Origin of the sequence: Pseudomonas sp. NPDC087598, from assembly GCF_044743525.1 — a bacterium.
In the GTDB taxonomy this organism is placed as follows: Bacteria; Pseudomonadota; Gammaproteobacteria; order Pseudomonadales; family Pseudomonadaceae; genus Aquipseudomonas.
Genome location: NZ_JBIUWQ010000040.1, coordinates 23393 through 37000 on the forward strand (window position 1 = coordinate 23393; position 13608 = coordinate 37000).

The following is a 13608-nucleotide window of genomic DNA, read 5'->3' on the forward strand; positions in this document are numbered from 1 at the left end:
ATGTTTCCCGAAAGCTTTACCTTTTCCATCGCCGACTGGGTCAACGGTTGGGTCGATTCGCTGGTCACCAACTACGGTGATGTGTTCCGTCACATCTCCGACACCCTGTTGTGGGCCATCGTCAATCTCGAAGGCCTGCTGCGTGCGGCGCCGTGGTGGTTGATGCTGGCGATCGTCGGTGTCGTTGCCTGGCACGCCACACGCAAAGTGCTGACCACGGCGGTCATCGTCGGTCTGCTGTTCCTCGTCGGCGCCGTTGGCCTGTGGGACAAACTCATGCAGACCCTGGCGCTGATGATGGTCGCGACGATCATTTCGGTGCTGATCGGCATCCCGCTGGGGATTCTCTCGGCACGCAGCAATCGCCTGCGTTCGGTGTTGATGCCGCTGCTCGACATCATGCAGACCATGCCAAGTTTCGTGTACCTGATTCCGGTGCTGATGCTGTTCGGTCTGGGCAAGGTGCCGGCGATTTTCGCCACCGTCATTTACGCCGCTCCACCGCTGATTCGCCTGACCGATCTGGGTATTCGCCAGGTTGACGGCGAAGTCATGGAAGCGATCAACGCCTTCGGTGCCAACCGCTGGCAGCAACTGTTCGGCGTGCAACTGCCGCTGGCCCTGCCAAGCATCATGGCCGGGATCAACCAGACCACCATGATGGCCCTGTCGATGGTGGTGATCGCCTCGATGATCGGCGCCCGTGGTCTGGGTGAAGATGTGCTGGTGGGGATTCAGACCCTCAACGTCGGACGTGGCCTCGAGGCCGGTCTGGCGATCGTGATTCTCGCAGTGGTCATCGACCGCATTACTCAGGCGTACGGTCGGCCACGGCATGAGGTGAGCAAATGAGCAACGCAACCGTGAGCAAGATCGAAGTCAAAAACGTCTTCAAGATTTTCGGCAACCGTGCCAAGGATGCGTTGGCCATGGTCGGTCAGGGCAAGACCAAGGATCAGGTGCTGAACGAAACCGGTTGTGTGGTCGGCGTTAACGACCTGTCGCTGAGCATCGGCACCGGCGAAATCTTCGTGATCATGGGCTTGTCCGGCTCCGGCAAATCGACGCTGGTGCGCCACTTCAATCGCCTGATCGACCCGACCAGCGGCGCGATCCTCGTCGATGGCGTGGACATCCTGCAATACGACATGGAAGCCCTGCGCGAATTTCGCCGGCACAAGATCAGCATGGTGTTCCAGAGCTTCGGCCTGCTGCCGCACAAGACCGTGCTCGACAACGTCGCCTACGGCCTGAAGGTGCGCGGCGAGAGCAAGCAAATGTGCTCCGAACGCGCGCTGCACTGGATCAATACCGTGGGCCTCAAGGGCTACGAAAACAAATACCCGCACCAGCTCTCCGGCGGCATGCGTCAGCGCGTCGGCCTGGCCCGGGCCTTGGCGGCGGACACCGACATCATCCTGATGGACGAGGCGTTCAGTGCGCTGGATCCGCTGATCCGCGCCGAGATGCAGGATCAGTTGCTGGAACTGCAAAAGACTCTGCACAAGACCATCGTCTTCATCACCCACGACCTCGATGAGGCGGTGCGCATTGGTAATCGCATTGCGATTCTCAAGGATGGGCGATTGATTCAGGTCGGCACGCCGCGCGAGATCCTGCATTCGCCAGCGGATGAGTACGTCGACCGGTTCGTGCAGCGGCGGGCGGCGGTGGTTTAAACAGTTTTGTGTTGGCTGAGCTGGCCTCTTCGCGAGCAGGCTCGCTCCCACAGGGGATTGCATTCCAATGTGGGAGCGAGCCTGCTCGCGAAAGCGTCGGCACAGCTGCATCAATGTTCGGATGAGGTTGAAGATGTCCCAGGCTGAAAAAATCGTCATCACCGGCAGCCCCCTGCGTTGGCAGGACGTGGTTGCCGTCGCCCGTCATGGCGCGCAACTGGAGCTGTCGAACGAGACCTGGGCGCGCATCGAAAACGCGCAGGGCATCGTTCAGCGCATCGTCGAAAGCGGCGAGCGCGCCTATGGCGTCAACACCGGTCTGGGCGGCCTGTCCAACGTCTCGCTCAAGGACGAACAGCTCAGCCAGCTCTCGCGTAATACCCTGCTCAGCCACGCCTGTGGCGTCGGCCCGGTACTCGCCGACGAGCAGACCCGCGCAATCATCTGCGCCGCCATTCACAACTACAGCCACGGCAAATCCGGGATTCATCGCCGGGTGGTCGAAGCGCTGCTGGCGCTGCTCAATCGTGGCATCACCCCGCAAGTGCCGTCGCAAGGTTCGGTGGGCTATCTGACCCACATGGCGCACATCGGCATCACGCTGCTGGGCGTCGGCAATGTCAGCTATCGCGGGCAAATCACTTCTGCGCAACAGGCGCTGGCCGAAGAAGGCCTGCAACCGGTGCAACTCGGTGCGAAGGATGGCTTGTGCCTGGTCAACGGTACGCCGTGCATGACCGGTCTCAGCTGTCTGGCGATTGCCGATGCCACGCGTCTGGTGCAGTGGGCCGACGTCATCGGTGCCATGAGTTTCGAAGCGCAACGCGGGCAGATCGACGCGTTCGATGCCGAGATCATCGCGCTCAAGCCGCATCCGGGCATGCAGCACGTCGGAATCAATCTGCGTGCGTTGCTCGATGGCAGTGAAGTGATTGCGTCGAGCAAAGGCATTCGTACGCAGGATGCGCTGAGCATTCGCTCCATCCCGCAGGTGCATGGCGCCGCACGCGATCAACTGGATCACGCGATCAAACAGGTCGAAGCCGAACTCAACGGCTGCACCGATAACCCATTGCTGCTCGGCACGCCGGACAATTTCCGGGTGATGTCGCAAGCCAACCCGCACGGCCAATCGGTGGCGATGGCAGCGGATCTGCTGGCCATCGCCATGGCCGAAATCGGCTCGATTGCCGAGCGTCGCCTCGATCGTCTGGTTAACCCGCACGTCAGCGGTCTGCCAGCGTTTCTGGTGGCCAATCCGGGGGTGAACTCCGGGATGATGATCGTGCAATACGTCGCCGCGTCGCTGTGTGCGGAAAACCGCCAATTGGCGCAACCAGCGGTGCTCGACAACTACATCACTTCAGGCCTGCAGGAAGATCATTTGAGCATGGGCACCAACGCCGCGCTCAAGCTGCACCGTGCACTGGAAAACTGCACGCAGATCCTCGCCATCGAATATCTGCTCGCGGCGCAGGCGTTTGAATTCCTCAAGGAACAACGCTTCGGCGCGGGCACTGATGTGGCGTGGCGACTGCTGCGTGAAAAGGTCCCGGCCTACGATCAGGATCGTTGGCTGGCGCCGGACATCGCCGCCGCTGCGAGCGTGTTGAAAGACCCGAATCTGCCGCACAACGTGTTACCGAATTTGCACTGACAACTACCCATACCAGCGTGCCAAGGCGTGGATCGTCCACAAGATGAGAAACGACGGATAACGGAATGCTCCGGAGCGACTGGTAGTTAATAACAATGTTCAAAAGGAGCATTTTAATGACTGCGCTGAACCTGATTCCCGGCCAACTGAGCCTGGCCCAACTGCGTGACGTCTTTCAGAACCCGGTCAAACTGAGCCTCGACAACAGCGCCTCGGCGCAAATCGAAGCCAGTGTTGCCTGCGTCGAGCAGATCCTCGCCGAGAACCGCACCGCGTACGGCATCAACACCGGTTTTGGCCTGCTGGCCTCGACCCGCATCGCCAGCGAAGACCTGGAAAACCTGCAGCGCTCGCTGGTGCTGTCCCACGCCGCCGGCGTTGGTCAGCCGATCAGCGATGAGCTGGTGCGCCTGATCATGGTGCTCAAGGTCAACAGCCTCAGCCGTGGTTTTTCCGGCATCCGCCGCGTGGTGATCGATGCGCTGATCGCGCTGATCAATGCCGAGGTTTACCCGCACATTCCATTGAAGGGCTCGGTCGGTGCTTCCGGCGATTTGGCGCCGCTGGCGCACATGTCGCTGGTGCTGCTGGGCGAGGGCAAGGCGCGTTACAAGGGCGAGTGGATGGAGGCGACCGAAGCGCTGAAAGTCGCTGGCCTGACCCCACTGACCCTGGCCGCCAAAGAAGGTCTGGCGCTGCTGAACGGCACGCAGGTTTCCACGGCGTTTGCGCTGCGTGGTCTGTTTGAAGGTGAAGATTTGTTTGCCGGTGCGATTGCGCTAGGCGGTCTGACGGTTGAAGCGGTACTCGGTTCGCGCTCGCCGTTCGACGCACGCATTCACGCGGCTCGCGGCCAGAAAGGTCAGATCGATGCCGCCGCCGCTTATCGTGATCTGCTCGGCGAGCGCAGCGAAGTCTCCGACTCGCACCAGAACTGCGAAAAGGTCCAGGACCCGTATTCGCTGCGCTGCCAGCCACAAGTCATGGGCGCCTGCCTGACCCAGTTCCGTCAGGCCGCTGAAGTGCTGGCGGTCGAAGCCAACGCCGTGTCGGATAACCCATTGGTATTCGCGGCTGAGGGCGACGTGATTTCCGGCGGTAACTTCCACGCCGAACCGGTGGCCATGGCGGCTGACAACATGGCCTTGGCGATTGCCGAAATCGGCTCGCTGAGCGAACGCCGTATCTCGCTGATGATGGACAAGCACATGTCGCAACTGCCGCCGTTCCTGGTGGCCAATGGCGGCGTGAACTCCGGTTTCATGATTGCTCAGGTAACCGCAGCGGCACTGGCCAGCGAAAACAAGGCGCTGTCCCATCCGCATTCGGTCGACAGCCTGCCGACTTCCGCCAACCAGGAAGACCACGTATCCATGGCCCCGGCGGCTGGCAAGCGCCTGTGGGAAATGGCTGAAAACACTCGCGGCATTCTCGCGGTGGAATGGCTGGCGGCGGTGCAGGGTCTGGATCTGCGCAACGGTCTGAAGACCTCGGCGAAGCTCGAACAGGCGCGGGCGATTCTGCGTCGCGAAGTGCCGTTCTACGAGAAGGACCGGTTCTTTGCGCCGGACATCAATGCGGCGACTGAACTGCTGGCTTCGCGGTGCCTGACCGAACTGGTTCCGGCCAAGCTTTTGCCTAGCCTGTGATGGACTCTTCGCGAGCAGGCTCGCTCCCACAGGGGTACGCATTCCAAATGTGGGAGCGAGCCTGCTCGCGAAATCGATTTTGAATACTGTGGAGACTAAGGGATGAAAACCCTCTGGCAACACTGCCACGTCGCAACCATGGCGCAAGGCGTCTACTCGATCATCGAGGATGCGGCCATCGTGACGTCCGGTGCGCTCATCGAGTGGATCGGTCCGCGTGATCAATTGCCGTCCGGCGAATACCCGGACGTCAATGATCTGCAAGGCGCATGGGTCACCCCCGGCTTGATCGACTGCCACACCCATACGGTGTTCGGCGGCAACCGCAGCGGTGAATTCGAAAAACGCCTGCAAGGCGTCAGCTACTCCGAAATCGCCGCGCAGGGTGGCGGTATCGCCAGCACCGTGCGTGCGACTCGCGAAGCGACTGAAGACGAGTTGTTTACCAGCGCCGCCAAACGCCTGAAAAGTCTGATGCGCGACGGCGTGACCACCGTCGAAATGAAATCCGGCTACGGCCTCGATCTGGCCAACGAACGCAAGATCCTCCGGGTCATCCGGCGCTTGGCCAAGGAGTTGCCGATCAGCGTGCGCAGCACTTGTCTCGCCGCTCACGCGTTGCCACCGGAATACAAGGACCGCGCTGACGATTACATCGATCTGATCTGCACCGAGATGCTGCCGGCACTGGCCGCCGAAGGTCTGGTCGATGCCGTGGATGCATTTTGCGAATACCTGGCGTTCTCGCCGGAGCAAGTCGAGCGTGTGTTCGTCGCGGCACAAAAACTCGGTCTGCCGGTGAAGCTGCACGCCGAACAACTGTCGTCGCTGCACGGTTCCAGCCTCGCTGCGCGCTATCACGCGTTGTCTGCCGATCACCTGGAGTTCATGGATGAGGCTGACGCCATCGCCATGGCCGCATCCGATACCGTCGCGGTGCTGCTGCCGGGCGCGTTCTATTTCCTGCGCGAAACCCAGTTGCCGCCGATGGATGCGCTGCGCAAGCACAACGTGAAGATCGCCATCGCCAGCGACCTCAACCCCGGCACCTCGCCAGCGCTATCGTTGCGCCTGATGCTGAATATGGCCTGCACCTGTTTCCGCATGACCCCGGAAGAAGCCCTGGCCGGCGCGACGATTCATGCCGCGCAAGCGCTGGGCATGGCCGCCACCCACGGTTCGCTGGAAGTCGGCAAGGTTGCCGATTTTGTTGCCTGGCACATTGATCGCCCGGCGGATCTGGCTTACTGGCTCGGTGGTGATCTGGACAAACGCGTCGTGCGTCACGGCGTTGAATCAAGTCTGTAGGAGAGCGGTTGTGGATAAGGTTCTGAACTTCAAACAAGGTCGCGTGCCGTTGCTGATCAGCATGCCCCATGCCGGTGTGCGATTGACGCCTGTAGTCGAGGCCGGACTGATCGCAGACGCGAAAAGCCTGCCGGACACCGACTGGCATATTCCGCAGCTCTACGATTTTGCTGAAGAGCTGGGCGCCAGCACCCTGGCCGCCGAATATTCGCGCTTCGTCATCGACCTGAATCGCCCGTCCGATGACAAGCCGCTGTACGCCGGCGCCACCACCGGCTTGTACCCGGCGACGCTGTTCGATGGCATCCCGCTGTTCAAGGAAGGGCTGGAGCCCTCGAAAGAAGAGCGCGCAACTTATCTGAAACAGATCTGGACGCCTTATCACCGCACCTTGCAGGAAGAGCTGGCGCGGCTGAAAGCTGAATTCGGCTATGCATTGCTGTTCGATGCGCATTCGATTCGCTCAATCATCCCGCACCTGTTCGACGGCAAGCTGCCGGACTTCAACCTCGGCACTTTCAACGGCGCGAGTTGCGATCCACAACTGGCCACGCAACTGGAAGCAATCTGCGCGCGTCACGGTGATTACAGCCATGTGCTCAACGGGCGCTTCAAGGGTGGCCACATCACTCGCCATTACGGCAACCCGGCCGAGAACATCCACGCCGTACAGTTGGAACTGGGCCAGTGCACGTACATGGAAGAGTTCGAACCGTTCCGCTATCGCCCTGATCTTGCCGAGCCGACGCGGGTGATCCTCAAGGAGTTGCTGCAGCACTATCTGGCCTGGGCAAAGTCTCAGTACACCGCATGACCCCCTGTGGGAGCGAGCCTGCTCGCGAAGGCGTCCGGTCAGCCAACATTTACGTTGACTGACACACCGCATTCGCGAGCAGGCTCGCTCCCACAGGATGGTGTACACACTACGAAGTTGATGGCTGACAAACGGTGACTGCGCTGGAGCATGCTCATTGATGTAAATCGGGTTTATGATGCCCAACGGCAGAATAATAGAAGTCCCCCCAGGGATGACCTCGACCCCTTACGGAGCGCGCAATGCAGACTTTGTTTCCGCAGATCAAACCTCACGCCCGGCACGATCTGGCTGTCGATGACACCCATACACTGTACGTCGACGAAAGCGGTTCACCAGAAGGCTTGCCGGTCGTGTTCATCCACGGCGGCCCCGGCGCCGGTTGCGACGCGCAGAGCCGTCGCTATTTCGATCCGAACCTGTATCGCATTGTCACCTTCGACCAGCGCGGCTGTGGCCGCTCCACGCCGCACGCCAGCCTGGAAAACAACACCACCTGGGATCTGGTCGCCGACCTTGAGCGCATCCGCAAACACCTGGGCATCGACAAATGGGTGCTGTTTGGCGGCTCGTGGGGTTCGACCCTGGCGCTGGCCTATGCGCAAACTCACCCGGAGCGCGTGCATGGCCTGATCCTGCGGGGGATCTTTCTTTGCCGTCCGCAGGAAATCGAATGGTTCTATCAGGCCGGCGCGAGTCGTCTGTTCCCTGATTACTGGCAGGACTACATCGCGCCGATCCCGCTGGACGAGCGCAACGACCTGCTCAGCGCCTTCCATAAACGCCTGACCGGCAACGACCAGATCGCCCAGATGCACGCGGCCAAAGCCTGGTCGACCTGGGAAGGACGCACCGCGACCCTGCGGCCGAATCCGCTGGTGGTCGATCGCTTCTCCGAGCCACAACGCGCCTTGTCGATTGCGCGGATCGAATGCCACTACTTCACCAACAATGCATTCCTTGAGCCGAATCAACTGATTCGCGACATGGGCAAGATCGCCCATCTGCCGGGCGTGATCATTCACGGTCGTTACGACGTGATCTGCCCGCTCGACAATGCCTGGGAATTACACCAGGCCTGGCCGAACAGCGAGCTGCAAGTGATCCGCGATGCCGGCCATGCCGCGTCTGAACCGGGCATCACCGATGCACTGGTACGCGCCGCGAGCAAAATGGCCCGACGCCTGCTCGACCTGCCGCCCGAAGAAGCATGAAGGGGCTTTTACAGCGCGTGCAGGGTGCGCGAGTCGAAGTGGCGGGCGAGGTGGTTGGCGCGGTTGATCAGGGTTTGCTGGTGCTGGTAGCGGTCGAACCCGACGACACGCGTGCGAGCGCCGACAAACTTCTGCATAAGCTGCTTAACTATCGGGTATTCAGCGACGCCGAGGGCAAGATGAACTTGTCCCTGGCGGATGTTGGCGGCGGGTTGCTGCTGGTCTCTCAGTTCACTCTGGCTGCCGACACCAAAAGCGGATTGCGACCGAGTTTTTCGACGGCGGCTCCTCCGGCCCTGGGCGAGGAATTGTTCGACTATCTATTAAGCAAAGCGAAACAGATGCATGGCACTGTGGCATCAGGTAGATTCGGCGCGGATATGCAGGTGCACCTGGTCAATGATGGCCCGGTAACCTTCCTGTTACAGACGTGAAAGCGCTTGAAACATCTTTTTAAGGGCATTTCGACTGAAAACAGGCATTTTTCGCGATAAATACTTTGTTACCCCTGATGCGTTGTCATGCGGGCTACTAGATAATCGCGCGCTACGGGGATCAGCGTTCGTTGGTCCATTTTGACTTAGGTAGAGACTTGTCCGGATCCGATTGGGGAATCATTTTGCCCCAGCGGAGTCGGAACAATGCTCGCCAACTTGGCAAGAGTGTTCTGGAAGGTCGGTTTTTTACTGCCGAAAACCCTACAGGCACTTCATCTGGCCGTTGGTTTATTGATCTGTTTTCGGCGAGGGTTGCTCGTGATTGTTAGTCCCTGTAATGCAGCAAAATTGTCTGCCAAACGCATGCGAAGTGCCCTGGTAGCGGGTTCGGCGCTCCTGTGCCTGCTCAGCGCCGGTCAGCTTTGGGCGTTCAATCTTGACGATGTATCGACCAAGGCCAAAGAGCTTGCCGGGCAGAAATTCGAAGCCCCGCGCAGCAACCTGCCGAACGAATTCCGCGATATGAAGTTCGCGGACTATCAGAAAATCCGCTTCCTCACCGAAAAGGCTGAGTGGGCTGATCAGAAGACCCCGTTCAAACTGTCCTTCTATCACCAGGGTATGCACTTCGATACACCGGTGAAAATCAACGAAATCACGGCGAACACCGTCGAAGAGATCAAATATGATCCTTCCCGCTTCGATTTCGGCGACCTGAAATTTGATCCTAAAGCCACTGAACAACTGGGTTATGCCGGTTTCCGTGTGCTGTACCCGATCAACAAGGCCGACAAGCAAGACGAAATCATGACCATGCTCGGCGCGAGCTACTTCCGCGTCGTCGGCAAGGGTCACACCTACGGTCTGTCGGCTCGTGGCCTGGCCATTGATACCGCGCTGCCGTCGGGTGAAGAGTTCCCGCGTTTCCGCGAATTCTGGATTCAGCAGCCGAAGCCGGGTGACAAGCATCTGGTGATCTTCGCGCTGCTCGACTCGCCGCGTGCCACCGGTGCCTATCGTCTGATTCTGCGTCCGGGCAGCGACACCATTGTTGACGTCAAGGCGCAGGTGTTCCTGCGTGACAAGGTCGGCAAACTGGGCATCGCGCCGCTGACCAGCATGTTCCTGTTCGGCGCCAACCAGCCGTCGAAAGTCCTCAACTATCGTCGTGAACTGCACGACTCCAGTGGCCTGTCGATCCATGCCGGCAACGGCGAGTGGATCTGGCGTCCGCTGAACAACCCGAAACACCTGGCCGTGAGCAACTTCAGCGTCGAGAACCCGCGTGGTTTCGGTCTGCTGCAACGTGGCCGCGACTTCAGCCACTACGAAGACCTCGACGACCGCTACGACAAGCGCCCAAGCGCCTGGATCGAGCCGAAGGGCGAGTGGGGCAAGGGCACTGTTGATCTGGTAGAGATTCCGACCGCCGACGAAACCAACGACAACATCGTTGCGTTCTGGAGCCCGGAAACCATGCCGGAGCCAGGCAAGCCTCTGGACTTCGCCTACCGCCTGCACTGGACCATGGACGAAGCGGCGATTCACGCGCCGGACAGCGCCTGGGTTTCGCAGACACTGCGTTCGACTGGTGACGTCAAGCAATCGAACCTGATCCGTCAGCCGGATGGCAGCGTTGCCTACCTGGTCGACTTCGAAGGCCCATCGCTGGCGGCTCTGACCCCGGACGCCGACGTGCGCAGCCAGGTCAGTGTTGGCGACAACGCCGAACTGGTTGAAAACAGCGTGCGCTACAACCCTGAGACCAAGGGCTGGCGTTTGACCCTGCGGATGAAAATCAAGGACGCGAGCAAGTCGACCGAGATGCGTGCCGCGCTGGTACAGCCAGTCGTGACCGCTGATCTGGCGAAATCGGTGCCGGCGTCCAATTCGTCCGTCGCCAAGGCCGACAAGGTCGCTGCCAAGCAACAAGAGAAACTCGACAAGGAAGCCAAGGCCGCCGAGGCCAAACAGGCTGACGCCAAGCCTGTAGCTGATGCCAAGGACAAGGCCAACAAAGACGCCAAGCAGCCAGCGGCTGCGGACGCGGCCCCAGCCACACCGGAATCGGCACCGACTGAAGAAGTCCTGACCGAGACCTGGAGCTATCAGTTGCCTGCCGATGAGTAACTCTCAAGTACAGCCAGAGACTCTGTCCGAGTACCTGGCGCATCTGCCGATGACCGACGAGCAGCGCGCGGAACTCGCGGGCTGCCAGTCGTTCAGCGAGCTGCACCAACGCTTGTCGTCCTCGACGTTCGACGCCCCTGCCGAAGCCGCCCAGGCTTCGGTGGGTAAGCGCCTGACCCTGAGCACCGCCGAAGAACTTGAAGATGCGGAGATGCTGGCGCTCGACGCCAGCGGTCGCGTCAGCATGAAGGCGACGCCGCCGATCCGTCGGACCAAAGTTGTGCCGGAGCCATGGCGCACCAATATTCTGGTGCGTGGCTGGCGCCGGCTGACCGGTCGCACCAACCCACCGCAGCCGCCGAAGGACGAGAACGTCCTGCCGGCCGCGCGCTGGCGCACCGTCGGTTCGATCCGTCGCTACATTCTGTTGCTGCTGATGCTTGGCCAGACCATCGTCGCCGGCTGGTACATGAAAGGCATCATGCCGTACCAGGGCTGGTCGTTCGTCGATCTCGACGAAGTCCTGCATCAACCGCTGATGCAAACAGCCACGCAAGTGCTGCCGTATGCGCTGCAAACCAGCATCCTGATTCTCTTCGGGATTCTGTTCTGCTGGGTATCGGCCGGTTTCTGGACCGCGCTGATGGGCTTCCTTGAGCTGCTCACCGGTCACGATAAATACCGTATCTCCGGCAAAAGCGCCGGCAACGAGCCGATTGCCAAAGACGCCCGTACCGCGCTGGTCATGCCGATCTGCAACGAAGACGTGCCGCGTGTATTCGCCGGTCTGCGGGCGACGTTCGAATCGGTAGCCGCGACTGGTGATCTGGATCGCTTCGACTTCTTCGTCCTCAGCGACAGTAACGACACCGACATCTGTGTCGCCGAGCAACAGGCCTGGCTGGACGTCTGCCGCGAGGCCAAAGGCTTCGGCAAGATCTTCTACCGCCGCCGTCGCCGTCGTGTGAAACGCAAGAGCGGCAACCTCGACGACTTCTGCCGTCGTTGGGGCGGTGACTACAAGTACATGGTTGTGCTCGACGCCGACTCGGTGATGAGCGGCGAGTGCCTGACCAGTCTGGTGCGCCTGATGGAAGCCACGCCGGACGCCGGGATCATCCAGACCGCGCCGCGTGCGTCGGGCATGGACACCCTGTATGCACGCATGCAGCAGTTCGCTACCCGCGTTTACGGTCCACTGTTTACCGCCGGTCTGCACTTTTGGCAGTTGGGTGAATCCCACTACTGGGGTCACAACGCGATCATCCGCATGAAGCCGTTCATCGACCACTGCGCCCTGGCGCCGTTGCCGGGCAAAGGCGCGTTTTCCGGTGCGATCTTGTCTCACGACTTCGTTGAAGCCGCGCTGATGCGCCGTGCCGGTTGGGGCGTGTGGATTGCCTATGACCTGCCGGGCAGCTACGAAGAACTGCCGCCGAACCTGCTGGATGAACTCAAGCGTGACCGTCGCTGGTGTCACGGCAACCTGATGAACTTCCGTCTGTTCCTGGTCAAAGGCATGCACCCGGTGCACCGTGCGGTGTTCCTCACCGGCGTGATGTCTTACCTGTCGGCGCCGTTGTGGTTCTTCTTCCTGGTGCTGTCGACCGCGCTGTTGGCGGTGAACACGCTGATGGAGCCGCAGTACTTCCTTGAACCGCGTCAGCTCTATCCGCTGTGGCCACAATGGCACCCGGATAAAGCCATCGCGCTGTTCTCGACAACTATCGTGCTGCTATTCCTGCCGAAACTGTTGAGCATCATCCTGATCTGGGCCAAAGGCGCGAAAGAGTTCGGCGGCAAGTTCAAAGTGACCCTGTCGATGCTGCTGGAGATGTTGTTCTCCATGCTGCTGGCGCCGGTGCGGATGATTTTCCACACCCGTTTCGTCCTGGCCGCGTTCCTTGGCTGGGCCGCGACCTGGAACTCGCCGCAACGTGACGACGACTCGACGCCATGGAGCGAAGCGGTCAAGCGCCACGGCCCGCAAACCCTGCTGGGTTTCTGCTGGGCGCTGCTGGTGATCTGGCTGAACCCGAGCTTCCTGTGGTGGCTGGTGCCGATCGTTGGTTCGCTGATGTTGTCGATTCCGGTGTCGGTGATTTCCAGCCGTGTCGGTCTGGGCCTCAAATCCCGTGACGAGAGCCTGTTCCTCATCCCCGAGGAATACAATCCGCCACAGGCGTTGCTGGCGACCGATCAGTACACCCATGAAAATCGTTACCACGCCCTCAACGACGGTTTTGTCCGCGCGGTGGTCGATCCACAGCAGAACGCTCTGGCGTGCTCGCTGGCGACTTCCCGTCACGGTCAGGCCGAGCCGATCGAGTGGCTGCGTCAGGAGCGTGTCCGTCACGCCCTGAAGGTGGGACCGGCGGCGCTGAGCAACCACGAGCGCCTGCAACTGCTGAGCGATCCGGTGGCTCTGGCGCGACTGCACGAGCTGGTCTGGGCCGAAAGTCACGCCGAGTGGCTGGACGCCTGGCGCGCTTCGGTGAAAGCCGATCCGCATGCGCCGTTGCTGCCGCTGCGACCGCTGAGCATGCAGGCGCAACCGGCCTGATGAAGAAACCCCGCTAATCAGCGGGGTTTTTTTATGGAGCTGAAAGCCCCTCACCCTAACCCTCCCGAAACGTCGGACCGCCCGTAGGGAGAGGGGACTGACCGAGTTGGATGTGCGAGTTACGCCGACCTGAGATATCGAGTCGAACTCAAGTTTT

Annotated in this window: 10 protein-coding genes; all 10 read left to right on the top strand. The window is 60.6% G+C overall.

Annotated elements, in window-relative coordinates:
- The 10 genes from ACIOWE_RS20350 to mdoH all read left to right on the top strand — a co-directional run bounded on the left by ACIOWE_RS20350 (position 1) and on the right by mdoH (position 13451).
- Positions 1–852, top strand: a complete 852-nt coding sequence (locus ACIOWE_RS20350) for a proline/glycine betaine ABC transporter permease (RefSeq protein WP_027611284.1) — start codon at positions 1–3, stop codon at positions 850–852.
- Positions 849–1679, top strand: a complete 831-nt coding sequence (locus ACIOWE_RS20355) for a glycine betaine/L-proline ABC transporter ATP-binding protein (RefSeq protein WP_401395050.1) — start codon at positions 849–851, stop codon at positions 1677–1679. Before ACIOWE_RS20350 ends, ACIOWE_RS20355 begins: the two co-directional genes overlap by 4 nt.
- Before the next feature lie 133 nt (positions 1680–1812).
- Positions 1813–3336 carry a histidine ammonia-lyase gene (gene hutH / locus ACIOWE_RS20360; RefSeq protein WP_401395052.1) on the top strand — a complete coding sequence of 508 codons (1524 nt, stop codon included), beginning with the start codon at positions 1813–1815 and terminating at the stop codon, positions 3334–3336.
- A 116-nt stretch (positions 3337–3452) separates the two neighbouring features.
- Positions 3453–4985: a histidine ammonia-lyase gene (gene hutH / locus ACIOWE_RS20365; protein ID WP_401395055.1), complete on the top strand. Its 1533-nt coding sequence runs from the start codon at positions 3453–3455 to the stop codon at positions 4983–4985.
- A gap of 102 nt (positions 4986–5087) precedes the next feature.
- A complete protein-coding gene (gene hutI / locus ACIOWE_RS20370; RefSeq protein WP_401395058.1) occupies positions 5088–6293 on the top strand; it encodes an imidazolonepropionase in 1206 nt (401 codons plus the stop codon).
- A 10-nt stretch (positions 6294–6303) separates the two neighbouring features.
- Positions 6304–7107, top strand: a complete 804-nt coding sequence (gene hutG, locus ACIOWE_RS20375; RefSeq protein WP_401395061.1) for an N-formylglutamate deformylase — start codon at positions 6304–6306, stop codon at positions 7105–7107.
- Positions 7108–7349: 242 nt separating this feature from the next.
- On the top strand, positions 7350–8321 hold the full coding sequence (gene pip / locus ACIOWE_RS20380) for a prolyl aminopeptidase (RefSeq protein ID WP_201235914.1): 972 nt from the start codon (positions 7350–7352) through the stop codon (positions 8319–8321).
- The gene (dtd, locus tag ACIOWE_RS20385; RefSeq protein ID WP_401395064.1) at positions 8318–8755 is read left to right on the top strand and encodes a D-aminoacyl-tRNA deacylase; all 438 of its coding nucleotides are present in this window, start codon (positions 8318–8320) and stop codon (positions 8753–8755) included. Before pip ends, dtd begins: the two co-directional genes overlap by 4 nt.
- 366 nt (positions 8756–9121) lie before the next feature.
- A complete protein-coding gene (locus ACIOWE_RS20390; RefSeq protein WP_201235912.1) occupies positions 9122–10888 on the top strand; it encodes a glucan biosynthesis protein G in 1767 nt (588 codons plus the stop codon).
- Positions 10881–13451 carry a glucans biosynthesis glucosyltransferase MdoH gene (gene mdoH, locus ACIOWE_RS20395; protein WP_401395067.1) on the top strand — a complete coding sequence of 857 codons (2571 nt, stop codon included), beginning with the start codon at positions 10881–10883 and terminating at the stop codon, positions 13449–13451. Before ACIOWE_RS20390 ends, mdoH begins: the two co-directional genes overlap by 8 nt.
- Positions 13452–13608: the final 157 nt, after the last annotated feature.